This is a genomic window from Sphingomonas sp., from assembly GCF_024508665.1.
Taxonomy (GTDB): domain Bacteria; phylum Pseudomonadota; class Alphaproteobacteria; order Sphingomonadales; family Sphingomonadaceae; genus Sphingomonas.
The window spans coordinates 555,136-577,460 of sequence record NZ_JANINP010000007.1 but is presented as its reverse complement, the minus strand read 5'-3'; the positions used below and the strand labels follow the sequence as shown (position 1 = coordinate 577,460).

22 protein-coding genes and 1 tRNA gene are annotated in these 22,325 nt (G+C 63.9%); 14 read left to right on the top strand and 9 right to left on the bottom strand.

Annotated elements, in window-relative coordinates; all coding sequences use genetic code 11:
• Positions 1-186: 186 nt before the first annotated feature.
• From Q0L25_RS17945 to Q0L25_RS17935, 3 genes are all read left to right on the top strand, one after another.
• The gene (locus tag Q0L25_RS17945; RefSeq protein ID WP_296616659.1) at positions 187-1,323 is read left to right on the top strand and encodes an SET domain-containing protein; all 1,137 of its coding nucleotides are present in this window, start codon (positions 187-189) and stop codon (positions 1,321-1,323) included.
• A 79-nt stretch (positions 1,324-1,402) separates the two neighbouring features.
• On the top strand, positions 1,403-2,074 hold the full coding sequence (locus tag Q0L25_RS17940; RefSeq protein WP_296616657.1) for a hypothetical protein: 672 nt from the start codon (positions 1,403-1,405) through the stop codon (positions 2,072-2,074).
• A gap of 73 nt (positions 2,075-2,147) precedes the next feature.
• Complete coding sequence (locus Q0L25_RS17935; RefSeq protein WP_296616655.1) at positions 2,148-4,178, top strand: SPFH domain-containing protein; 2,031 nt, start codon at positions 2,148-2,150, stop codon at positions 4,176-4,178.
• A 48-nt stretch (positions 4,179-4,226) separates the two neighbouring features.
• Here Q0L25_RS17935 and Q0L25_RS17930 read toward each other — a convergent pair whose 3' ends face one another.
• Positions 4,227-4,700: a hypothetical protein gene (locus Q0L25_RS17930; RefSeq protein WP_296616653.1), complete on the bottom strand. Its 474-nt coding sequence runs from the start codon at positions 4,698-4,700 to the stop codon at positions 4,227-4,229.
• A 277-nt stretch (positions 4,701-4,977) separates the two neighbouring features.
• On the opposite strand from Q0L25_RS17930, the gene Q0L25_RS17925 reads away from it, so the two are divergent.
• From Q0L25_RS17925 to Q0L25_RS17915, 3 genes are all read left to right on the top strand, one after another.
• Positions 4,978-5,409 (top strand): DUF983 domain-containing protein, encoded by a 432-nt coding sequence (locus tag Q0L25_RS17925; RefSeq protein ID WP_296616651.1) that lies wholly within the window; start codon positions 4,978-4,980, stop codon positions 5,407-5,409.
• Positions 5,402-6,760: a PLP-dependent aminotransferase family protein gene (locus tag Q0L25_RS17920; protein WP_296616649.1), complete on the top strand. Its 1,359-nt coding sequence runs from the start codon at positions 5,402-5,404 to the stop codon at positions 6,758-6,760. The genes Q0L25_RS17925 and Q0L25_RS17920 overlap by 8 nt, the downstream gene beginning before the upstream one ends.
• A gap of 102 nt (positions 6,761-6,862) precedes the next feature.
• Positions 6,863-6,997, top strand: coding sequence for a hypothetical protein (locus Q0L25_RS17915; protein ID WP_296616648.1), 135 nt, complete (start codon positions 6,863-6,865; stop codon positions 6,995-6,997).
• 96 nt (positions 6,998-7,093) lie between these two features.
• Here Q0L25_RS17915 and Q0L25_RS17910 read toward each other — a convergent pair whose 3' ends face one another.
• The 5 genes from Q0L25_RS17910 to Q0L25_RS17890 form a co-directional block, all read right to left on the bottom strand.
• Positions 7,094-7,462, bottom strand: coding sequence for a hypothetical protein (locus Q0L25_RS17910; RefSeq protein ID WP_296616646.1), 369 nt, complete (start codon positions 7,460-7,462; stop codon positions 7,094-7,096).
• Positions 7,463-7,543: 81 nt separating this feature from the next.
• Complete coding sequence (locus tag Q0L25_RS17905) at positions 7,544-9,412, bottom strand: CHASE4 domain-containing protein (protein ID WP_296616644.1); 1,869 nt, start codon at positions 9,410-9,412, stop codon at positions 7,544-7,546.
• The gene (locus Q0L25_RS17900; protein ID WP_296616642.1) at positions 9,412-11,292 is read right to left on the bottom strand and encodes an EAL domain-containing protein; all 1,881 of its coding nucleotides are present in this window, start codon (positions 11,290-11,292) and stop codon (positions 9,412-9,414) included. Before Q0L25_RS17900 ends, Q0L25_RS17905 begins: the two co-directional genes overlap by 1 nt.
• 92 nt (positions 11,293-11,384) lie before the next feature.
• Positions 11,385-12,266 (bottom strand): ROK family protein, encoded by an 882-nt coding sequence (locus tag Q0L25_RS17895; protein ID WP_296616640.1) that lies wholly within the window; start codon positions 12,264-12,266, stop codon positions 11,385-11,387.
• A complete protein-coding gene (locus Q0L25_RS17890) occupies positions 12,263-13,075 on the bottom strand; it encodes a CoA ester lyase (RefSeq protein WP_296616635.1) in 813 nt (270 codons plus the stop codon). Before Q0L25_RS17890 ends, Q0L25_RS17895 begins: the two co-directional genes overlap by 4 nt.
• 60 nt (positions 13,076-13,135) lie before the next feature.
• Here Q0L25_RS17890 and Q0L25_RS17885 point away from each other — a divergent pair, with 60 nt between their 5' ends.
• Both Q0L25_RS17885 and Q0L25_RS17880 read left to right on the top strand, forming a co-directional pair.
• On the top strand, positions 13,136-14,320 hold the full coding sequence (locus Q0L25_RS17885; RefSeq protein ID WP_296616633.1) for an acyl-CoA dehydrogenase: 1,185 nt from the start codon (positions 13,136-13,138) through the stop codon (positions 14,318-14,320).
• A 110-nt stretch (positions 14,321-14,430) separates the two neighbouring features.
• Entirely contained in the window at positions 14,431-14,625 is a 195-nt protein-coding gene (locus Q0L25_RS17880) for a hypothetical protein (RefSeq protein ID WP_296616632.1), read from the top strand.
• A gap of 18 nt (positions 14,626-14,643) precedes the next feature.
• Here Q0L25_RS17880 and Q0L25_RS17875 read toward each other — a convergent pair whose 3' ends face one another.
• The 3 genes from Q0L25_RS17875 to Q0L25_RS17865 form a co-directional block, all read right to left on the bottom strand.
• Positions 14,644-15,018: a protease inhibitor I42 family protein gene (locus Q0L25_RS17875; RefSeq protein ID WP_296616630.1), complete on the bottom strand. Its 375-nt coding sequence runs from the start codon at positions 15,016-15,018 to the stop codon at positions 14,644-14,646.
• A gap of 57 nt (positions 15,019-15,075) precedes the next feature.
• On the bottom strand, positions 15,076-16,383 hold the full coding sequence (locus Q0L25_RS17870; protein WP_296616628.1) for a sugar MFS transporter: 1,308 nt from the start codon (positions 16,381-16,383) through the stop codon (positions 15,076-15,078).
• Between the two features lie 108 nt (positions 16,384-16,491).
• The gene (locus tag Q0L25_RS17865) at positions 16,492-17,292 is read right to left on the bottom strand and encodes a class III extradiol ring-cleavage dioxygenase (RefSeq protein WP_296616627.1); all 801 of its coding nucleotides are present in this window, start codon (positions 17,290-17,292) and stop codon (positions 16,492-16,494) included.
• 77 nt (positions 17,293-17,369) lie between these two features.
• Here Q0L25_RS17865 and Q0L25_RS17860 point away from each other — a divergent pair, with 77 nt between their 5' ends.
• From Q0L25_RS17860 to Q0L25_RS17835, 6 genes are all read left to right on the top strand, one after another.
• A complete protein-coding gene (locus Q0L25_RS17860) occupies positions 17,370-17,909 on the top strand; it encodes a (2Fe-2S)-binding protein (RefSeq protein ID WP_296616625.1) in 540 nt (179 codons plus the stop codon).
• Positions 17,910-18,019: 110 nt separating this feature from the next.
• Positions 18,020-18,994, top strand: coding sequence for an RcnB family protein (locus Q0L25_RS17855; protein WP_296616623.1), 975 nt, complete (start codon positions 18,020-18,022; stop codon positions 18,992-18,994).
• Positions 18,995-19,078: 84 nt separating this feature from the next.
• Positions 19,079-19,762, top strand: a complete 684-nt coding sequence (locus Q0L25_RS17850) for a 2OG-Fe(II) oxygenase (protein ID WP_296616622.1) — start codon at positions 19,079-19,081, stop codon at positions 19,760-19,762.
• Positions 19,763-20,025: 263 nt separating this feature from the next.
• On the top strand, positions 20,026-20,172 hold the full coding sequence (locus Q0L25_RS17845; RefSeq protein ID WP_296616620.1) for a hypothetical protein: 147 nt from the start codon (positions 20,026-20,028) through the stop codon (positions 20,170-20,172).
• Between the two features lie 153 nt (positions 20,173-20,325).
• Positions 20,326-22,080, top strand: a complete 1,755-nt coding sequence (gene recJ, locus Q0L25_RS17840; RefSeq protein ID WP_296616618.1) for a single-stranded-DNA-specific exonuclease RecJ — start codon at positions 20,326-20,328, stop codon at positions 22,078-22,080.
• 72 nt (positions 22,081-22,152) lie between these two features.
• Positions 22,153-22,227, top strand: a tRNA-Glu gene (locus Q0L25_RS17835).
• The last annotated feature ends 98 nt before the right edge of the window (positions 22,228-22,325 follow it).

Sequence of the window (22,325 nt, the reverse complement as noted above, 5' to 3'; positions counted from 1 at the left end):
GTCGGGCCGGCCAATATCGGGCTTGGTCGGCGGTTAATACCCTGCCGCTTCGCCTGTCCCCTAACAACGGAATCGAACACCGGGGTCTTAACGACTCGTGCTGACTCCTTGGGTTTCGAATAGACGGATTCCTGGCAACATGGTAAATACCGCGTTGTGCATGACGGACATGCCGAGCGGGGGTGAATGGTCCAGGTCCTGTTCCTATTGGCATTGGCCGCGAGTTTCGCGGGCTATGCGGCCTATTTGACGGGACTGAAGCGGGATCTGGTCGAGCCCAATCGCGCATCGTGGCTGATCTGGTCGGCGGCGACCGCGGTCGAGGCGTCGACCTACGCCGCGGTGAACCCCGACGGACTGCAGCGCTGGGTGTTCCTGTTCGCGACCGTCGCTTGTGTGGCGATCACGATCGCCTTGTGGCGCAGGTCCGCCTGGACCGTCCCGACGCACACTGAAATATTCTGCATCGCGACCAGCCTTGGCGCCCTGGCGATCTGGGCGATGTTCCGCGATGCTTTCTGGGCGCATATGCTGGTGGTGGCCGCCGTGCCCGTGAGCTTCTGGCCGACCTGGGCCAGCGTCGTCGCCGATCGCGGGCGCGAGCGCTCGCCTGCCTGGGGCCTCTGGACGCTGGGCGACCTCGCGACGTTGATGGTCGCCGCACGCACACCGGGCAGCCCGGTCGGCGAATATGCCTATATCCTGATCGAACTGGTCTGCCACGCGAGCATCTGGTTCATGGTCGGGCTGGCGACGATCAATCCATTACGCTCGCTGGGCTTCCGAAGGGGCCGCTTCTACATACTCGATGCGGTCCGCACTCCCACCAACCTGTTCGCGGTGGGCGAGAACCATCTCGGCAAGGCGGTGTTCGCAGCCGTGCCGTTCGCCGAAGGCGACCGGCTGATGTCGTTCACCGGGCGCCGCTTCCGCGCCGACCGCATTCCCAGCCTGATGCGCGGCCAATCGGACCGGTACGTCCAGGTCACGCCCGATCATTATATGGGCCCATCCGGCCGGATCGACGACCTGGTCAACCATAGTTGCGCGCCCAATGCCGGGCTGCGTTTCACCGATCAGGGCGTGGTGCTGGTGGCGATCCGTGACATCGCGCCGGGCGAGGAGATCTGCTGGGATTATTCGACCACGCTGGCGGAATCGAACTGGCACATGATCTGCCAGTGCAGGGCGCCCGATTGCCGGCGCGTGATCGGCAATTTCGCGACGCTGAGCCCCGAGCGTCAGGAATGGTTCCGATCGCGCAATCTGGTCGCGCCGTATCTTCGGCGGAAGGACGACGTCGGCCGCGACCGCGCGGCCTGAGACTCCCTCTTGCGGCCCGCCAGATTTTCCCCACATTCGCTGCGGTTGGTCGCGGGCTCGAAGGAGGGCCGCAACGTCCATGAACAGCGTGTCGGTACGCCCTACCCTGATCGCTAGAGCTCCGATCCGCGCCTGGCGCATCGTCGGCGGCGCTTTCCTGCATTTTGCAGTGCCCGTCTACTTGGTGACAGTCGCGGTGGCTACGCTGTTTGCCGCGCCGGCGGGGGCCCCGCTTGGCGAACTCGCCCGCCTCGCGCTTGGGTATAGCGGCTGGTTCCTCGCAGGCTATGCGACGCTGGCGCTGGCAGCGACATTTGCCGCGGCTGCTGTCGAACCGTTGCTCGGCCTTCGCCGCCATGGCCGTGATACGACCAATTCCAGTCGCACCGCGACCGACTCCAGAATGCGGGTCACAAACGCGCTGGCCGAGGCACGATCGCTACCCGATGCCGGCCTTCGCCGCCTCGTCGATACCCTCGCCCAACCAAGGTGGAACCATGACGACGAAAGGTATCAAGCATTGTCGCGCGACCTCGCGCAAGTCGTCCACGCTATGGCGGTGGCGAACGCCACTGCTTCCGACGAATCCCGACCCGACATTCTGGCACTTGCGACTCGGTCACTGCAACGGATCGCAGACACGTTGAGCGGCTTGCTCGCCGAGCAAAGTAGACTCGACCATGGTGACGCGCGCGCGGTGGCGCGCTACGTCGAAAATCGGTACGGCCCTTCCGATTTCGCTGGCAGCTAGACTTGGGGCGCATTAAATAGAGGCGGAGCGTGATCGTGCGCTCTTCTTTAGGTCCCAAGGACACCCACCACAGATGACAAATATGTATGTGCTCGGCGCTTCGGCCGTCGTGGCCCTCGTCGTCGCTTGTCTGTTCGTCCTCTCTCGCTGCGTTCGCTACGTGCGCAACAACCGCGTCGCGATCGTCGAGAAATTGTGGAGTCGCAACGGCTCCGTCACCTCCGGCCTGATCGCCCTCAATGGCGAGGCCGGCTATCAGCCGATCGTCCTGCGCGGCGGCTATCACTTCTTCATGCCGTTCCAGTATCGCGTCCATTCGCAGCCGCTGGTGACCATTCCCCAGGGCCAGATCGGCTATGTCTTCGCGCGCGACGGCGCCCCGCTGGGGCCGACCCAGACGCTGGCGAGCAATTTGCGCACCGCCGATTTCCTCGACGTGCGCCGCTTCCTGGAAGATGGAGGGCAGAAGGGTCCGCAGCGCGCGATCCTGCGCGAAGGCACCTATGCCATCAACCTAGCGCAGTTCGTCATCATCACGCGCGAACATCTCTACGGCCTGATGCTCGAAGCGAACGACTTCGATCTGTTCAGCAACATGCAACGCGTAATCGAAGAACGATCGGGTTTCGAATCGGTCGTGATCAAGGACGCGTCCGACATGATCGGCATCGTCACGGTGCATGACGGTCCGGCGCTGACCGCCGACCAGATCATCGCACCGGAAGTCGGCACCGACCAGGACGACATCGCGACGTTCCACAACAGCTTCCAGGATCCGGAGAAGTTCATCGCGGCCGGCGGCCGGCGCGGCCGCCAACTCCAGGTGCTGGTCGAGGGCAGCTATTTCATCAACCGCCTGTTCGCGACGGTCGAGATGGTCGCCAAGACCGTGATCGAGGTCGGCCATGTCGGCGTCGTCATCAGCTATACCGGCGACAGCGGTGCCGATACTTCGGGCGACGATTATCGCCATGGCGAGTTGGTCGATCGCGGTACGCGGGGCGTGTGGAGCGAGCCCCTCTTGCCGGGCAAATATGCGTTCAACACCTATGCCGGGAAGATCCTGGTCGTACCCACGACCAACTTCATCCTGAAATGGGATCAGGAGATGACCGGCCAGCACAAGTTCGACGAGAATTTGTCCGAGGTGTCGCTGATCACCAAGGACGCGTTCGAACCCACCCTGCCGCTCTCGGTCGTCGTTCATATCGACTATCGCAAGGCGCCATTGGTCGTGCAGCGGTTCGGCGACATCAAGAAACTGGTCGAGCAGACGCTCGACCCGATGGTCTCGGCCTATTTCAAGAACGTCGCGCAGAAAAAGACGCTGATCCAGTTGCTCCAGGAACGCTCAGATATCCAGGAACAGGCGGGCGATCAGATGCGCGCGAAATTCACCGCCTATAATCTCGAGCTGCAGGAAGTGCTGATCGGGACACCCCGCGCTGCCGCGGGCAACGACCAGATCGAAAAGGTCCTGCAGCAATTGCGCGAGCGCCAAGTCGCCGAAGAGCAAGTCACGACCTATGCCAAACAGCGCGTCGCGGCCGAGGGCGAGAAGGAACTGCGTGAAGCACAGGCGCGCGCGCATCAGCAAACCGCCATCACCGAATCCGAACTCTCGATCACTGTACAGGAGAACCAGGGCAAGGCGGCGGTAAAGCGGGCGGCGCAGGAAGCCGAACAGACGCGCACGCTCGCCAAGGCCGAATCCGATCGAATCCGCATCGTCGGTGAGGGTGAAGCGGCGAAAGTCGTGGCGCTTGCAGGCGCCGAGGCCGACCGTATCACCAAGACCGGCTTGGCCACCGCCGAGACGATCGAGAAGCAGGCGGCTGCTTCGGGCGGCGCGCAGTTCCAGCTGACGCGTCAGGTGATCGAACGACTGGCCCAAGCGCTGGAAACGTCGGGTGTCGATATCGTGCCGAGGGTGCAGATCAACACCGGCAGCGAGACCGGTGCGGGTGCCGGCGGCGGCGCGCTTCAGGCGCTGATCGGCATGCTGCTGTCGGAAAAGGGCATGTCGATGCTGGCTACGCCTGCGGCCAATGATCGCGGCCCCGTCGCACTGCCCGACGAGGACGCCGAGGTTGCGGCGGAATAGCGGCCGAGACGGCTCGCGGCTGGGTGCACCCCTGCCGCGAGCGTCTGCTCATTGCCCGAAATGGACGGGAATGACGTCAGGCGACGGCATCCGCTGTGGAGCCGTCACAGGAAAGAAGAGCGGGGCCGGGTTGGATGCGGATTCGCCCCCGACCACCTCGCCTATGATCGACAGCAGCATGATCCGAGCGGAGTTGAGCGCTATGCGCATCGCGCTCGCGAGACTGGGTTCGAACCGCTCGATTGCATCGGTACGGGCTCCCTCCAGCAGCGCGACCAAATGACGTTCGTCGCGCGAGAATCCGATCTCCAGCGGGCTGCCTGCACGGAAACGCCGCCGGAATCCTGCTTCGAACAAGGTCATCACGCTATCGAAAACCGGTGCAAGCAGACCGGCACCGAAGCGTTCCAGCCGTCTGTACAGACTCGGCTGAACCGGATCGCCGGCATCCCGCGCGATCCGCCAATGCCTAGCGCTGTCGATGACGGTCCAGACGGCTGTGGGTGAAAATGCGAAACGCATAGGGCTTCCTTCCAGACACCCCTTCGATCGCGCCGCTGTTTTCGGTTCGCTGCCGAAGCGATAGGCTCGGCGTGTTGCACCGGCAAGTCGCCCGCACACAGTTCGTCCGATATCGCGACCTAAACGCGACCAACCGTGAGACCGGCTCCCGCAGTCCGATCCGCCCGGTGCATGGCGTGCAGCCGCATGTCGGCGTTTTGCAATTCGAAAGGCCTCGCGCTGGCCGCAAAGCTGTACTATGTATGGACCTCATTCCATACATAACCCGAGATAGCGAATGCCGCCCCCGCAGAATAGCAACGACAAGTTCCGCTGGATCCTCGAAACCGGTTGGAAGGGGCTCTGTCCGCGATGCGGCAAGGGGCATATGTTCAAATCGTGGCTGAAGGTCACCGATACCTGCGAATGCTGTGGATTGGACTATCGTTTCGCGGCGCCCGACGATGGCCCGGCGTTCTTCTCGCTCTGCCTGATCGCCTTACCACTGATCTTCATCGTTGTATGGATTCAAGTGGCATACAATCCGCCGATATGGGTGCATTTGGTAACGTCGGTGCCGATCATGGTGGCGGGTTGCCTGTTGCCGCTACGCCCGATCAAAGGCTGGCTCGTCGCATCACAATATGTGAACCGCTCGCAGGAAGCGGGCACCGAACGTCTCTGGAACCAGTTGCATGGCCGCACCAAGGGCAACAATTTCGATGACTGACGGCTGGCTGCCCGACCTGACCAAAACGCGCGCGCCAAAATATCTCGTGATAGCCGATGCGCTCGGATCGGCAATCGAGCGCGGCAATTTGAAGAGCGGCGATCGCTTGCCACCACAGCGCGATCTCGCGGCACGGCTCGGCGTCGACCTCACCACCGTAACCAGGGCGTATGAAACGGCGCGGCAACGCGGGCTGATCGAAGCGCATGGCCGCGCCGGCAGCTTCGTGCGCGGCGCCTCGCCCGCCCAGATCGAGGATGCCGCGCGAATCGATACCGGCATGAACATGCCGCCCGAATTGCCTGGCGACATGCTGGGCCGCACCATGCGCGACACGATCGCGACCTTGCTTGCCGATGGGTCGGGGTTGCGGATGCAATACCAGCCTACCGGTGGAAGCACGGCGGACCGCGCCGCCGGGGCAAGGCTGATTGCCCGCGCCGGCGTCGATGCATCGGACGATCAAATCGTCGTTACTCCCGGTGCGCAAAACGCACTTCATGCGATCGCGAATACAGCGCTCGGCCCCGGCGACGCGGTCGCGTGCGGACGATTCGTCTATTCAGGATTCAAGGTGCTGGCTGCGCGGCTGGGATTGCGGCTGGTGCCCTTGCCCAGGATCGACGGCGATGTCTTGGCGGCCGCATGTCGCGCGCAACAGATCCGGGCATTGTATATCGTGCCGACCAACGACAATCCGACCGCGGCGACACTCGATGCAACAACGCGTCAATCGCTCGCGCAGGCGGCGCGAGCGAACGGTCTGACGGTGATCGAGGATGATGTGTACGGCGCGCTATGCACCGCGCCCGCGCCGCCAATCGCCGCACTCGCGCCCGAGCGAACGTGGTATGTCGCGAGCGTCTCCAAGACCATATCTCCAGCATTGCGCGTCGCTTATGTACGCGCGCCCGATATCGGCAGCGCCCTCCGCCTCGCCGCCGATGTTCACGAAACCGCGATCATGGCACCGCCGCTCAACGCGGCGATGGTGCGAACCTGGCTCGACAACGGACGGTACGATCGGTTGGTCGAGGCGATGCGGAACGAGGCGATGCGGCGGCAGGCTATCGCCGCCGATATCCTGGAAGGATTGCCCTATCGGGCGCATAGCCAAGGCTATCATCTCTGGCTTCCGCTGCCCGCCGGGCTCGACGGGGCCGAACTCGCCGACGCGATGCGACCGAGTGGCTTGTCGGTCGTCGCCGGTGATCGTTTCCGTGTCGCGCCAGGCGCGGATCAGGCGGTACGGATATCGCTGGGCGGCCTGATCGATACACCGCGCCTGGCCCGGGCCCTCCATCTTATACGCGGTCATTTCGATACGCGACAGCAACGCCCGCTGGTCTGACAGCGAGCATGCTCCTGGCAGGCAGCGATTAAGTCAGGTCTCTGCCGGCAACGGAACCGCGGGCGTTACGATCGCGTTCTATTGCGCCAGTAGGAGGTTCAGATGGCAGATATTCGTACCGACGATCGCACCGTGGTCGAACGCAGCACTTTCAATGTCGCCAATGTAATCGTGGCGATTGCTGTCCTGTTGCTCGTGCTCGGCTTGCTGAAATATTTTCACGTGTCGCCGCTCTGAGGCTTGGTCGCTCGATAAGCTGAGGCTGATCATTCGAAACTGATTACCATGCGACGCCCGCCACCCTGGCGGGCGTCTTTGGCGTCAAGACCCTCGTTATTTCTCCGCCGATCCGCGACCGGTCTGCGGGTAGCCGTCCCCGGCTGCCGGATCGCTGGCGTAATCCTCTCCGGGATTGCCACCCCCCGCGCCAACGCCGCTTCCGTACACTTCCCCGGTTCGCGCATCGAAAGACGCGCGGCGGCCATTTTCCGATGGGAAACGGTCGTCGGCTAATTCGGTGGAATGCGTCGGCATTTCGGCGCTTTGCTTCGACACCCGGTCGGCGGCGAAATCATTCGCGTCATATTCCTGGCCCGAATAGCCTGGACCGTTTCCGATCTCTCCACACTGCACGTCGATTGGTGTGCTCTCCATGGCTGTATGGGCCGGTGGTTGCACCACTCGCTTGTGATCGTCCGTCATCGTCTGCTCCTCTCACGGCGTTTAAACGCGTGAGAACGGCAAGCGAGCCGCGCTTTCTTTAGCGCGACAGCAAGGACGCCATCAGGCAGCGAGATCGGTCTTTGTCGCTTTCCCTACCGGCGCGCGAAGCACCAATCGCGCGGTCGCGCCACGGCCGACGCCATCGCTTTCGAGACTCAACGAACCTTCCATCGCGGCCACCGAGTTGGCGCACCAATGGAGACCAAATCCGCCCGATTTATGCTGGCGGGTCGAAAAGCCTCGCTGGAACAATTGTGGCGTCCCGCCCGGATCGAACCCCTCTCCCGTATCGTGGATCGCGATTTCCACACGGCCGTCATTCGTCTCGGCGATCGTCACATTGATGCTGCCCGACCCGCCTGCCGCCGAGATAGCCTCGGCGGCGTTGGAAAACAGATTCCCGACGACCTGGCTCAGCAGCACACGATTGGCCATCACCGGATATTTCTTCGCGGGGAAGTTGAACGCAATTGAGGCACCCTTCCCGGAGTGCCGCGCGATCGTCGCATTCTGCGCGATGATCTGCGTCGCATCGCATTCTTCGAGCGGCGGCCGCTCATGCGCGAGTCGTTGCTGCGCGCCAATGATCTCCAACACCTGGCGCATCGCGTCGCGACCGATTTCGAGCTGCCGGCTTCGGTCTTCGCGCTGCCGGTCTTCGGCATCGAGGGCGGCGGCGATGAACGAGACCAGCTTTTCCCGCCGCTCGGGTGCGACATCCGCGGCGGCCAGCTCGGCCAAGCCGCGTTCGATCAGGGCACGGTCGACCGGCGCGCCTTGGCCGATCCCGGTCGACAAGATCGTCGACACCGGATTCAGCGCGTTCCGGACGTTGTGCATCACCGCAACCGCGCTTTCCGATCGACCGAGCTCGAAACCCTGCGCCTCGACCTGTTCGCGTAGCTCCTTGAGCTGGACCAGCATCGCGTTGAAGCTGCGGCCGAGCGAGGCGATCTCATCGCGGCGACCGACATCCTCGGGCAATAGGGTCAATGAGCCGGAGTTGCGAACGCGCTGCATATGCCCCTCGACCAGACCCAATGGTTTGAGCACGAGAAGTGAGAACATCCGGCTCAGCACCGCGAGCACGAGCGCGAGCAGAATGGTCGATCCCAGTACCGCGAGCCAAAGCATGTGGCGGCCGAGTTGCGAAACGTCACGCGGCACCACGAAGCTGGCGACGGCCACCGGCCTGCCTTCCGCTCCCGTCACCGGCACCGCGATCTGCATCGTCGTCGAACTGGTCGTGACGAGGTCACCACCGGCGCCGTCGAGATCGAGACGCGCCGGCACCTGAAGTAACTTTGCCAACTGCTCCGACGTGATCCGGCGTGCCATGACGACATAACCGCGCGGCACGCCGGTACCGTCGCTCTTTCTGACCTTGGCGACGCCAATCGCTGCCACGATCTTGCCGAGGCGGATATAGAAATGGCCCGAATTGCTGCCCTTCATAGCGCCGTCGAGCGGCGCCCGGCGGATCGCCGCGACCATCGCGTCGCGTAGTGCGTCATTCTCCCTGCCGGTGCGCGGGTCGATCCAACGCGCAATCACCAGGCTGCGATCGGGGCGCAGATAGGCCATGGCGTCGACGTCGAGATTGGCCATCGCCAGCGGCGAAAAGCTTTCCTGCTCGAACGCGCGCGTCGGCTTGACGATATAATCGTAGCTGGAATTCCAGTCGCCATAATCGCGCACCGAGCTTTCGACCTTGCTCGCGAAATCGGTGAGCGCGGCGCGCGTCCGCTGGACGTGTCCGTCCATCGCCTGGCGTTCGAGCGCATTGAAGCTGGGCGTGATGACCAGGGCGAGCAGTACAGTCAGTGCGATCGAGCCGATGAGCCCAACCGACGCGAGGATCAGGAGCAGCTTGCCGCCGAGCGATGCGAACGACAGTCGGCGCCCGCGCGTGGCGCGCAGCCAAGCCATCAGCCGTTGGTCCCGTCGCCTGCCCGGATCGCGAATTCGTCGCCCTCGAGATCGTCCTCGCCGCCAATATAGCGTTCGTGTGCGATCTCGCGCGCGATGTCGGCCGAAACCGGTCGCGAGAAATAGTAACCCTGCAAATGGCTCGCCCCGGCGAGGCGCAACGCCTGGACCTGCGCGTCGGTCTCGACCCCTTCGGCCACTACGCCCAGCCCCAGCGCGCGGCCGAGGTGGACGATCGACTGGACGATCGCGGCGGATTCACGCTCACGCCCCATGCCGTCGATGAAACTCTTGTCGATCTTCAGGCAGTCGAGCGCGAACTTGCGGATATTGTAGAGCGACGAATAGCCCGTTCCGAAATCGTCGAGCGCGATGCGGAAGCCCATCTGGCGCAATTTGTAGAGCGTCTCGGCCGCGCGCTCGGCATTGTCGAAGATCGCGGTTTCGGTGATCTCGATCTGGACGCGCGCAGGTGCGATGCCTGCACGCATCACGCGTTCGACGACCTGGCCGACAAAGTTCAGGCGGCGGAATTGGCGCGGGCTGAAATTGACCGAGACATATTGCCCAGGCCATTGGTCGAGTACCTTCAACGCTTCGTCCAGAACCCAGTCGCCGAGTTCATGGATCAAGTTTGATTCCTCGGCGATGGGAATGAAGAGCGCCGGGCTGATCGGGCCGAATTCGTCGGTGTTCCAGCGCAACAGCGCCTCGAACCCAACGACTTCCATATCGTGCCCCGCGACGATCGGCTGATAAGCCAGGCTCAGTTCGCCGCGCTCGATCGCCTGGCCCAGTCCGCCTTCGATGCGACGGCGGAAACGGACGCTTTCGTCCATGCCGTCATTATAGGCGCGGACGACGCCACGACCCGATTTCTTGGCATCGTTGAGCGCAAGGTCGGCCTTGCGCATAAGGTCGGTCGGGTCGCGATTGCCGTCGATTTCGGCGATCGCAAGCCCGATCGAGGCAGATGCCTGGACCGAATGGCCGATGATGCGAAAGCTGGAGGTGCAGGCGGCGATGATATGATCGCACGCCATGACAGCGGCCTGCTCGCCGAGCGTATCGAACAAGATACCGAACTCGTCTCCGCCCAGCCGCGCGACGATCGCGCCTGGCGGAGCCGATTGCTGCAGGATGGCGTAAATCGCGCGGATCAGTTCGTCCCCCGCGAGATGCCCCAGCGTGTCGTTGACGATCTTGAAACGGTCGAGATCGATCATCGCCGCGGCGAACATCCCGCCGCCGCGCGACTTGTCGGTCAGAGCTTTCAGGAATGCCAATCGGTTGGGCGCCTCGGTCAGCGAATCGTGCGTCGCCAAGTGCAGCGCCTTCGACTCATTGGCGGCGAGCTCGACCGCCTGTTCCTCGAGCTTCGCCATTGCCGCGGCGAGCTCCCGATCGGCCTGCCAGCGATGGGCGAGCGCGGTTGCGGTCTGCACTACTTCGGCGATCTCGAACGGCTTCGCGATGTAGAAAATCTTGTCGGCCGGCCCCGCTGCCCTCGAGATCTCGATCGGCGAGAAGTCGGAAAAGCCGGTGACGATGACGAGATTGATGTTGGGATCGAGTGCGCGAATGCGCATCGCGGTTTCCTTGCCGTCGATTCCGGGCGGCATGCGGACATCGATAAAGGCGACCGCGAAAGGATTGCCATCGGCGATCGCATCCTCGACCGCGGCAACCGCGTCCAGACCCTGATTGCAATGGACGGTGTCGAACGTCGCGCCGGCTGCTCCCGCGACCGGCACGGAGGCATCGCCGAACAGTTCCACGGCCATGTCGCTCAGGGCGTCATGATTGGTCACCACCGGCTCGAAACAGTGCCGGTAGGACTCATGCATTGCCGGTTCGTCGTCGACGATCAGAATTCGCACCGCGCGCAGTCCCTCGCTTGGTGGGACGTACACGACGCCCCAAGGTCATTGCGGAGACGTAAGCGAACGGGGTTAAGGCGCCGTAAACGATCTTATTTCGCGGCGAACGCGTGCTGCCCCAGCAGGATCGCGCCGAGCGGCCCAGCTTCGGCACCCAGCGCAGCCGGGACGATATAGGCATCGAGATCGCCGAGCAGCGAGCGGTCGCCGTAGCTGCCCAGGCTTTCATCGAGCATCCGACGTACCATCGGCAGCAGCCAGGGCACGCCCAGCGCCACGCCGCCGCCAAAGACGATCCGCCGCGGAATGCCGGTCAACACCAGCGTATGGCAGAGTTGCGCCACTGGATGCGCGATCTGGGGCCAGATCGGCGAATGCTCGGCAATCTCGTTGGCGGCGACTCCCGCGCGTGCCTTGATCGCCGGACCCGAGGCCAATCCCTCGACGCAATCTCCGTGGAAGGAGCAGATGCCAGGCCAATCATCGCCCGCCATCCGCACCGGACGCACATGCCCGAGTTCCTGGTGAGTCAGCCCGACCACCGGCTTGTCCTGGCTGATCAGGCCAACACCGACGCCGGTGCCGATGGTGATATAAGCGTGGTCGTGCAGCCCTTTGGCCGCACCCCATTGCCCCTCGGCCAAGCCGGCGCCGACCACATCGGTGTGGAATGCGGTCGGGACTCCGTATCGGCGCCGCAATCGCCCCGCGACATCGGTATTAGCCCAGCCCGGCTTTGTAGTCGCAGTGATGTGGCCATAAGTCGCGGCGCCGGTATCGATTCCAATCGGCCCGAAGCTGGCAATACCGATCGCGTCGAACCCGCGCCACTGATCGAGCGCCTGCTCGATCGCCGACATGGTCGTTTCGGGATCGGTCGTGTCGACCCGTTGCGCCTCGACGATGGTCGCGCCATCCTGCGACAGCACGCACACGCACTTGGTCCCGCCGAGCTCGACGCCTGCTATCCTCACGACACCATCCCCAAAATCCGCTCCGCCTGAACGAGGTGAAGCGCTTCCACCATCTTGCCGTCGACCTGGATCACTCCACCATCGCTACTGGCGAATGCGTCGCGCACGCGGGTCGCCCATTCGATCGCCGCGGCATCGGGACCGAATGCCGCGTTGCAGATATCGACCTGGCGGGGATGGATCAGCGACTTGCCGTCATATCCCATAGCCGCCGCCGCCGTGCATTCGGCCTCAAGCCGTACATCGTCCGAAAAGTCGTTGCAGACGCCGTCGAGTGCGACCACCCCACGTGACCGCGCCGCCGCCAGCACGATCGCCTGAACCGGCGCCAGCCAGGCGCGATCCGTACCCGGCCGCGCACCCAGCTCCAGCGCGAGATCGTTCACGCCAAGAACGAATCCCTGTACGTCGGCCTCGGCGATATCCTGCAATCGGCCGAGCGCTTCGCACGTCTCGATCATCACCCAGAGCGGCGTGCCGCAACCGAGACGATCGCGGCATGTCCTGACGTCATCCGCATTGCGAATCTTGGGCACCAATGCGATCGCCCCGCTATCCCGCACTGCCGCCAGGTCCGCGGCTCCCCATTCGGTATCGCCGCCGTTCACCCGGATAACCGTTTCGCGCGTCCCGAACCCCTGATCGGCCGCCGCTATCGCAGCCGCGCGCGCTGTTATTTTCGCGTCGGGAGCAACGGCATCCTCGAGGTCGAGGATCACGACGTCGGCGGCGAGTCCCCTCGCCTTTTCGATCGCGCGCGGATTGCTCGCGGGCAGGAACAGCGCGCTGCGGCGGGGACGAAAGCTCATGCCACCCCCTTGCCTCAAGCCGCCGGGCGGGACAATGCGGACGGCAACAAGGAGATTATCATGGCTGGCATGGCGCATTTCGACTGGGCGGACCCATTCCTGCTCGACGATCAGTTGAGCGAGGATGAGCGGATGATCCGCGACACCGCGCGCGCTTATGCCCAGGACAAGCTCGCACCGCGCATCATCGACGCGTTCGCCAACGAAACGACCGATCCGGAGATCTTCCGCGAGATGGGCGCGCTGGGCCTGCTCGGGCCGACGATCCCGGAAGAATATGGCGGCGTCGGCGCGAATTACGTGTCCTATGGGCTGGTCGCGCGCGAGGTCGAGCGGATCGACTCCGGCTACCGGTCGATGATGTCGGTCCAGTCGAGCCTGGTCATGTACCCGATCTATGCTTACGGCTCGGAGGAACAGAAGCATAAATATCTGCCCAAGCTCGCCAGCGGCGAGTGGATCGGCTGTTTCGGCCTGACCGAGCCCGATGCCGGCTCCGATCCCGGCGGCATGACCACGCGTGCGACCAAGACCGCCAATGGCTATTCGCTGTCGGGCGCCAAGACGTGGATCTCCAACGCGCCGATCGCCGACGTGTTCGTGATCTGGGCCAAGTCCGATGCGCATGGCGGGGGCATTCGCGGCTTCGTGCTCGAAAAGGGCATGAAAGGCCTCAGCGCGCCCAAGATCGAAGGCAAATTGAGCTTGCGCGCGTCGATCACCGGGATGGTGATGATGGACGAGGTCGAGGTCGACGAGGATGCGCTGCTGCCGGAGGTGCAGGGACTGAAAGGGCCGTTCGGCTGTCTCAACCGCGCACGCTACGGGATAAGCTGGGGATCGCTGGGCGCGGCCGAATTCTGCATGCACGCGGCACGGCAATATGGGCTCGACCGCAAGCAGTTCGACAAGCCGCTCGCCGCCAACCAGCTCTTCCAGAAGAAGCTCGCCGACATGGAGACCGAGATCGCGCTCGGGCTGCAGGCATCTTTGCGCGTCGGTCGCCTGATGGACGAGGGTCGGTTCGCGCCGGAGATGATCTCGATCGTCAAGCGCAACAATGTCGGCAAGGCGCTCGATATCGCGCGGATGAGCCGCGACATGCATGGCGGCAACGGCATTTCGGGCGAATATCAGGTGATGCGCCACCTGATGAACCTGGAGACGGTCAACACCTATGAAGGGGCGCATGACGTCCATGCGTTGATCCTGGGCCGGGCGATCACCGGTATCGCGGCATTCTAGGGCTTGACCCGTCGTATCGCTCCGCTGGCGACAGCGGAGAAAGGCAAGCTTGCGAACGGTCGGCATCGAGCGCAGTCTCGACATCCCACTCAGGGGCAGGAGAGTCGTTTATGCTACGGATCGCTTTCGCGCTTGCCGCCGTCGCGATGGTCGCGACGCCATCGATCGCCGCCAACCGTTGCCGTGACGCCAAGGGGCACTTTATTGCTTGTCCAAAGCCCAAGCCCGCCGTCACCGGAAAGAAATGCCGTAACGCCAAAGGCCACTTCGTGAAATGCGGCACACCGGGCGCCAAGCCGGCCTGAACATTAGCGGATAAGGGGTCAGACGATCCGGACGGTGTACCTGACCGTCCGGACCGCTCTTCCTTCCCAAGGTCGCAAATACCGAAACACGATCCGGTACGTGCCCCGCCTAGCGCCGACGATGCGATACGTCGCGACCGATGGTGCGCCGACCATAGCGGGCCGCGTAGGGACCGTCGCGACCAGCGTGACGCTGATCCCGCGATCGGCGTCGACCTTCCACATATAGCCCGTGCTGGCATTGGTCTGCAGGTCGACCCTGGCGGGTTGGCCGCGGCGCAGCGTCGTCACCTTGCCGCTGTTCGCACTGACCAGCGGAATGTCGGCAGGCGCGGCGCTGGCCAAGGGCGCGATCACCGACATCGCGATCGCCATGAACAATCCCGTTCGCATCGCCCGCCCTTTCCTGTTTGCCGTCCCGTGCCCCTCGCCAAGGCACGTTAGGCGTGATCAAGCGTCAGCATAATCCTGCGCGGGGTTACGCGCATAAATGCCGAACGCCGTGATAACCGCATAGCATGCCGCCGGAAGGATCAGCGCCAGCGCGAGGCTGCCGGTCGTGTCGGCGAGAAAACCGGTCGCGACCGGCAGGACCGCGCCACCGAAGATGGCGACGTTGATGATCCCCGAACCGTCGGCCGCACGAGCGCCCAGCTTTTCGCAAGCGAGCGTGAAGATCGTCGGGAACATAATGGAGTTCATCAGGCCGATCAGCAACAAGCTGTAGCCCGACGTCGTGCCGGTCGTGTGCGTCGATACGAGGATCAGAACGATCGCGCCCACCGCCACGCCCGCCAGGACTTTGCCCGGGTTGACGAACCGCAACACCGCCGCGCCGATGAAGCGGCCAATCATGGCACAGAACCAATAGACGAAGATCAGCTTGCCCGCTGATTCGGTGGACAAGCCCATCACGCTGGATTGCTTCAGGTAGTTAACGATCAGCGAGCCAATCGAAACCTCTGCCCCAACATAGAGGAAGATGCACAACGCTCCGAACGCGAAACGCGGGCGCCCGAGCAGATCGACCCCGGCAAATCCGGCGCCCGCCTGATGCGCCTCGCCCTTCAGCTTGTCGCGGAACATCCACACGACCGCCGCAACGATCGCCAATGCGACCGCCAGCCCGAGGTAGCCGTGGACGATCGCCTGGCTTTCAGCGGTACGATACGCGTCGAGCGCGGGACCGGATAGGTCTGCCGCGCTGACCTTGGTCAGGCTTCCGAGGATCAGGATCGCGCCGACGATCGGAAAGATCGTCGTCCCGAACGAATTGAACGCCTGAGCGAAAGTGAGTCGGCTCGACGCCGTTTCCGGCTTGCCGAGCAACGTGATCAGCGGGTTCGCGACGATCTGGACGAGCACGACGCCGGTCGCGAGAATGAACAAGGCGAACAGGAACAGGCCATAAGTGGCGGTGTTGGACGCCGGGATGAACAACAGGCAGCCCACCATCATGGTCAGCAAGCCGGCTGCCGCGCCGCGCATATAGCCGATGCGCTTGACCAGCATCGCGCCCGGAATGCCGATCAAGGCATAGGCCGTGAAGAAGCAGAACTGCACGAGCATCGCCTGCGTGTAGTTGAGCGTGAACAGCTCCTTCAGCTTCGGGATGATGACATCGTTCAGGCTGGTGATGCCGCCGAAGATGAAGAACAAGGCGAAGACGAACACCTGCAGGCCGGGGGCGTTGATCCCCTGATGCGTATCGCCCGTCCCGCCCGGGTTTGCCGCCGCGGCGCCCGTATTTATTGCCATTGAAAGCACTCTCCGCTGGGGTCACCGAATTGGAACCGGTTTCGAATGCCTTGATGGCGCAGCTTAGCGGTCGCGGCAATCTGCGAATACGTATTACCGCGAAGGTTATCAGCCGAATCGGTAGCCCGACACCGCCCAACCGAGCACGTTGCTCGCGTGATCGCGCGTGGCGGCACCATCTCCGCCCGCCCCCAGCGCCACCATCAGCGGCAACAGATGCTCCTCGCGAGGGTGGGCGAATTGCGCGTGCGGCAATTCCCGCCAGGCGGCGACGCGTTCGGCACGGCGCACAGGATCAGGATCGGTCACGACATCGGTCAGCGCACTGTCCCATTCGGTCGAGGGCGCGACCGCCGCGGAACCCCGAACCCGCAAATTATGAAAGCTCATGCCCGAGCCGACAATCAATACGCCCTCGTCACGTAATGGCGCCAGCGCGCGCCCGATCGCGATGTGGTCGGCGGGATCGAGATCGGCGCGTAACGATATCTGCGCGAGTGCAATGTTCGCCTCCGGCACCGCGACCTTCATCGGAATGAACACGCCGTGATCCCAGCCGCGCGCATTTTCCTCTCGCGTGGCGAACCCAGCGCCACGTAACAGCGACGCAGCGCGCCGGGCAACTTCAGGTGCGCCAGGCGCATCCCAACGCAGGTGATAGGTGTGTTCGGGAAAGCCGTAATAGTCGAATAACAGCTCGGGTCGTGCGCCCGTATGGACGGTGATCTCATTCTCCTCCCAATGGCCTGATACCAGTAGGATCGCGCGGGGCCGTTCGGGCAGGCTCTCGATCAATCCGGCGAGATAATGCTCCATCGGCTGCCACATCGGATCCGGCGGGCCGCCATCCGGATCCATGAAGAAGCAGGGGCCGCCGCCGTGCGGAATGAACAAAGTGGGTAAGGTCATGTAGAGAATATCGCCCCGGCCTCGACACCCAACAATGCCGCTAGCGGAAACGGCGCGTTTCCGCCTACATTTCGTGCGTGACCAAGTTCACCGTCAACAATCAGCCGGTCGAATACCGCATGGACCCGACAACGCCGCTGCTGTGGGCGTTGCGCGACGCGTCCAACCTGACCGGGACCAAATATGGTTGCGGCACCGGGCATTGCGGCGCTTGCATCGTCGATATCGATGGCGCGGCGAAAAAATCGTGCCTGGTGCCGATCGGATCGATCGAAGGCAGTGTCGTCACCACGATCGAAGGCCTGTCGCATGACCGCAGTCATCCGATCCAGGTGGCGTTCCTGGCCGAGAATGTCAGCCAATGCGGTTTCTGCATCCCCGGGATAATCATGGCCGCGTCGGTCCTGCTCCGGAACAATCCGCGTCCCTCGGAGGAGCAGATTCGCCAGAGCATCGCCAATATCTGTCGCTGCGGCGTCTATCCCCGGCTAGTCGAGGCGATCCAGCGCGCGGGGCGCATCCAGCGCGGCGACGACACCGTCGCGACCGGCCCTCGTCCGGGCATCGACCCCAAGGACGCGGCCAGGGTGGTGCCGGCGCTGACTCCTCAGCCCTAGCGATTCCTTTCAATTGGCTGTCAGCCCAATTCAGAAACCCGTCAGCGCGACTCGCCTAGAAAAGCGCTATCGTAGGGTCGGCTCGTGCGCCGGCGAGTGGAGAAAATCGAATGCGTAAGTCTATCCTTTTCGCGCTGATGGCGGCGGTGTCGATGACGCCCGCGATCGCCTCGGCGGCGGATCGCGACAACTGGCGCGGCCGTGGCGGCGACCAGAACGCGAATTCGGGTCAGCGCGGAGATCGCGGCGGCTGGCGTGGCAATAACGGCGGCAATGGCGGCTGGCGTGGCAATGGCGGCAATGCCTCGCCCGCGCCGAGCCCGGCTCCCGCTCCTGCGCCCGCCCCCGCGCCGCGCTGGAACGGCAACAACGGCGGCGCCAACAACGGCGGCTGGCGCGGTGGCAATGGCGGGGCGACCGTGCCGAACGCCGGCGGCGAGCGCAATTGGCGCGGCGGCGACAATGGCGGCTGGCGCGGTTTCCGCGGCAATCGCGGCGACGGTGCGACTGCGGTCCCCGTCCCTGCTCCGGCACCTCAGCTCAACGGGCAGCGCGACGGCAATCGCGATTGGCGTAACCGCGGTGGCAATGACGATAATCGTGGCTGGCGCGGGCGCGACGGCAACGACAATCGCGATCGCAACTGGCGCGATGGGGACAACCGCCCCGACCGCAACTGGCAGGGCAATCGTGGCGACAACCGCAACTGGAACGGCAATAACTGGCGTGGCGGCGACAGCCGCTGGCGCGACAATGATCGCGATCGCGGCGGCACCTGGAATCGCGGCTGGCGCGGAAACACGCGTTACGACTGGCAACGCTACCGCTCGTATAATCGCAATGCCTATCGCCTGCCGCGCTACTACGCGCCTTATGGCTGGAGCTACGGCTATCGCCGCTTCTCGGTCGGCGTAATCCTCGACTCGATCCTGTTCAATCAGAGCTATTGGATCGACGATCCGTACGACTACCGTCTGCCGGAAGTATACGGGCCGTACCGCTGGGTGCGCTATTACAACGATGCCTTGCTCGTGGACATCTACACGGGCGAAGTGGTCGACACGGTTTACGACATCTTCTGGTAAGACGATCGTCACGTGGGGACGAGGGCTCGGGGATTTATTCCCGGGCCCTTGCCTTTTTCGCCCGAGGCGAGAAGAAACCGCGCCATGTTCGGCAGGAAGAAGAATCCCTCGGGCGGCGCATCCAAGGAGCGCGCCCGCGTCGGTAGCGAAGTGGCGGCGCGGTTGGACGCCAACCCCAACGTCCAGGCGGCGATGGTCGGCGCGGCGCAAGCCTATTACTACATGAACTTCCTCACGCCTGCGCAGTGCGACATGCTGATCAGGATGATCGACGGCAATCGCCGTCCGTCGACGTTGCTGGCCGATCGAGAGGATTACGGGTTCCGCACCAGCGAAAGCTGCGACATGGACCGTTATTCCCCCGATGTCGCGCCGATCGACACCTCGATCGCCAATCTACTCGGTATCCCACCGGCGAAAGGCGAGACGATGCAGGGGCAGCGTTATGCTCCCGGCCAGCATTTCCGCGCGCATCACGATTTCTTCCACGAAAATCAGAAATATTGGGCCGAGATGAAGCGGACCGGCGGCCAACGCACCTGGACCGCGATGATCTATCTCAACGATGTCGAGGAAGGCGGCGCGACCTGGTTCCCGCAAGCTGGCCTGCGCGTCGCGCCGCGCCGCGGCCTGTTGCTGGCCTGGAACAACATGAACCCGGATGGCAGCCCCAACACGCTGACGCTGCACGAGGGCATGCCAGTGGTGAAGGGCGTCAAATACATCATCACCAAATGGTTCCGCGAGAACGATTGGGCAGTTTATTGAGCCCGCCGCGCGGACCCGCGCGCTAGTCGCCGCCGATGATCCGTGCGCTGATCCCGTAGCCTCCGTTGGCGCCTGTGAGCGCGGATAAGACGGGTGGTCGGGCCGAGGCCTGACCCTTTCCACGACCAACAGCCCTGTTTGCGCCACGAGGCGGAGCGAGTTTGCTGCAGTGCGGGAACTTGGCCGGTTCGGACTCGTTGAGCGGATCGTGCGGGACAAGGTATAGCGTAATGTCAATGCAATTGCTCGGATGCGCCGTCGGGATGCATCGCCGCGACCCGGCCAGTTCGCGGCCCGAGGGTGGCCGATATATCGGCGAATGCGTCGGCTGTGGCCGACCCATGATGTGGACCCTGTCGGGTTGGAAACTCGATCGCCGCCGCAGCGATGCCGGCGTCACCCAACTTTGAGGTCTCACGAGGTCGATCTCTGACTCGGGAATGTGCCCCCGGTATTCGCGGCCGCATCGGCTTTCGTGGATGGCCGGTATCCATTTTGGGGTGACGCTAAACGCGCCGAGAGCCGCCTAGCGTAGCCGAGCGGGCGCGGCTAAACGAGCGGCGATGGACAATGTCGCCGGCATCACCCGATCGTTTCTCGGCCAGGCCTGGCGTTGGCGGGCGCTGGCAGCCGACGCCCGCGATGCGGGCTTCCAACCCGATGATATGGTGACCCAGTTGCTGCTCGCGCGTGGCGTGGGACGCGATGCGCTCCAGGCCAATCGAACGCCGAGCATCCGGGGTTTCATGCCGGATCCGTCGATTTTCAACGACATGGACAAGGCCGCCCGCCGCTTAGCCGACGCCGTCCAGTCCGGTGAGCAGATCACGATATTCGGCGACTATGACGTCGACGGCGCGACGTCTGCGGCATTGATGATCCGCTTGCTGCGCGATCTGGGGCTCGCACCGCAAGTCTATATCCCCGACCGGCTGATGGAGGGATATGGCCCATCGGGTGAAGCCTTGGTGCGGATCGCCAGTGGCGGCGCCACGCTGATCGTCACGGTCGATTGCGGCGCGCAGGCGTTCGAAGCGCTTGATATGGCGCGCGATGCCGGAGTCGACGTCATCGTCGTCGATCATCATAAATGCGCCGCCGCTTTGCCCCATGCGCACGCCCTGGTGAATCCCAATCGGCTCGATGAAGGCGACGGCGCCGCCCATGGCCACCTCGCGGCGGTTGGAGTCGCCTTTCTGCTCGGGGCTGCTTTGCTGCGCGAGTTGCGCGGACGCGGCTTTTTCGCCCCGAGGGCCGAGCCGAAATTGCTCGACCTGCTCGACCTGGTCGCGCTCGGCACGGTCGCCGATGTCGCACAGCTAAAGGGCCTCAATCGCGCGTTCGTCGCGCAAGGCCTGAAGGTTATGGCGCAGCGTGGCAATATCGGCCTGGCAGCGCTGGTCGAAGCATCCCGGCTGACGCGTGCGCCGACGTGCAGCGATCTCGGCTTTGCGCTGGGGCCGCGAATCAACGCGGGTGGCCGCGTCGGCCGCGCCGATCTCGGCGTGCGGCTGCTCACTACCGAGGACGTGAACGAAGCGCGCAGCATCGCCGCCGAACTCGACCGGCTCAATGAAGAGCGTCGCGCGATCGAGGCCATGGTTCAGGAACAAGCAGAACTGCTGCCGCATGGGAGCGCCGTCGCGGTGGTCGCTGGCCGGGGCTGGCATCCCGGCGTGATCGGCATTGTTGCTGGGCGGCTCAAGGAGAAGCTTGGCATTCCGGCAATCGTCATCGCCATCGATGATAGCGGCACGGGTAAGGGATCTGGCCGGTCGATTACCGGTGTCGATCTCGGCGCCGTCGTTCTGGCCGCGAAGGAGATGGGTCTGCTCGTCGCCGGCGGTGGTCATGCCATGGCGGCCGGGCTGACGATCGACGTCGATCGTATCCCCGAATTCGCCGCATTCCTGGAAGAGCGCCTCGCTGCGGCAGTTGCCAATGCGCGCGAAGATCGTGCCTTGCTGGTCGACGCCCTTCTCGCGCCGGGCGGGGTGACTCCAGACCTGTGCGAGACGATGGAGGCGGGCGGCCCTTATGGTATGGGCTGGCCCGCGCCGCGCGTTGCGGCGGGGCCATTCCGAATCGTCCGTGTCGACGTCGTCGGCAATGGCCATGTCCGTGCCATCGTCGCCGGCGATGACGGCCGCAGCCTGAAGGCCATGGCGTTCCGCTCCGCCGACACGTTGCTCGGCCAGACGCTGCTACAGGCGCCGCGGGATCGGAAATTATGGCTCGCCGGCCGCCCCAAGGTCGACGATTGGGGGTCGCGTCCCGCCGCCGAACTGCATCTCGATGATGCCGCCTGGGCGGATTGAACACGGCAAACGCGCACAACGCTTGACCGAAGGCCTCGCTTTCCCTAACCGCTCCCCCGCGCCGACACGCTCGGCCCCTTCGTCTAGCGGTTAGGACGCGGCCCTTTCACGGCTGAAACACGGGTTCGATTCCCGTAGGGGTCACCAATCAAGCGATTTATCGCATTGATTTGCGCAATAACGACGACGATGTCGCCGGACGGCGCCGCCAGTTCCGACACAGCAGTGGGCGGCTTCTCCTGAGT

Bases quoted from the DNA above. Each gene is read 5' to 3' on its own strand.
- Q0L25_RS17945 (WP_296616659.1), top strand. From the start codon at position 187: ATGGTCCAGGTCCTGTTCCTATTGGCATTGGCCGCGAGTTTCGCGGGC.
- Q0L25_RS17940 (WP_296616657.1), top strand. From the start codon at position 1,403: ATGAACAGCGTGTCGGTACGCCCTACCCTGATCGCTAGAGCTCCGATC.
- Q0L25_RS17935 (WP_296616655.1), top strand. From the start codon at position 2,148: ATGACAAATATGTATGTGCTCGGCGCTTCGGCCGTCGTGGCCCTCGTC.
- Q0L25_RS17930 (WP_296616653.1), bottom strand. From the start codon at position 4,700: ATGCGTTTCGCATTTTCACCCACAGCCGTCTGGACCGTCATCGACAGC.
- Q0L25_RS17925 (WP_296616651.1), top strand. From the start codon at position 4,978: ATGCCGCCCCCGCAGAATAGCAACGACAAGTTCCGCTGGATCCTCGAA.
- Q0L25_RS17920 (WP_296616649.1), top strand. From the start codon at position 5,402: ATGACTGACGGCTGGCTGCCCGACCTGACCAAAACGCGCGCGCCAAAA.
- Q0L25_RS17915 (WP_296616648.1), top strand. From the start codon at position 6,863: ATGGCAGATATTCGTACCGACGATCGCACCGTGGTCGAACGCAGCACT.
- Q0L25_RS17910 (WP_296616646.1), bottom strand. From the start codon at position 7,462: ATGACGGACGATCACAAGCGAGTGGTGCAACCACCGGCCCATACAGCC.
- Q0L25_RS17905 (WP_296616644.1), bottom strand. From the start codon at position 9,412: ATGGCTTGGCTGCGCGCCACGCGCGGGCGCCGACTGTCGTTCGCATCG.
- Q0L25_RS17890 (WP_296616635.1), bottom strand. From the start codon at position 13,075: ATGAGCTTTCGTCCCCGCCGCAGCGCGCTGTTCCTGCCCGCGAGCAAT.
- Q0L25_RS17885 (WP_296616633.1), top strand. From the start codon at position 13,136: ATGGCTGGCATGGCGCATTTCGACTGGGCGGACCCATTCCTGCTCGAC.
- Q0L25_RS17880 (WP_296616632.1), top strand. From the start codon at position 14,431: ATGCTACGGATCGCTTTCGCGCTTGCCGCCGTCGCGATGGTCGCGACG.
- Q0L25_RS17875 (WP_296616630.1), bottom strand. From the start codon at position 15,018: ATGCGAACGGGATTGTTCATGGCGATCGCGATGTCGGTGATCGCGCCC.
- Q0L25_RS17870 (WP_296616628.1), bottom strand. From the start codon at position 16,383: ATGGCAATAAATACGGGCGCCGCGGCGGCAAACCCGGGCGGGACGGGC.
- Q0L25_RS17865 (WP_296616627.1), bottom strand. From the start codon at position 17,292: ATGACCTTACCCACTTTGTTCATTCCGCACGGCGGCGGCCCCTGCTTC.
- Q0L25_RS17855 (WP_296616623.1), top strand. From the start codon at position 18,020: ATGCGTAAGTCTATCCTTTTCGCGCTGATGGCGGCGGTGTCGATGACG.
- Q0L25_RS17850 (WP_296616622.1), top strand. From the start codon at position 19,079: ATGTTCGGCAGGAAGAAGAATCCCTCGGGCGGCGCATCCAAGGAGCGC.
- Q0L25_RS17845 (WP_296616620.1), top strand. From the start codon at position 20,026: ATGCATCGCCGCGACCCGGCCAGTTCGCGGCCCGAGGGTGGCCGATAT.
- recJ (WP_296616618.1), top strand. From the start codon at position 20,326: ATGGACAATGTCGCCGGCATCACCCGATCGTTTCTCGGCCAGGCCTGG.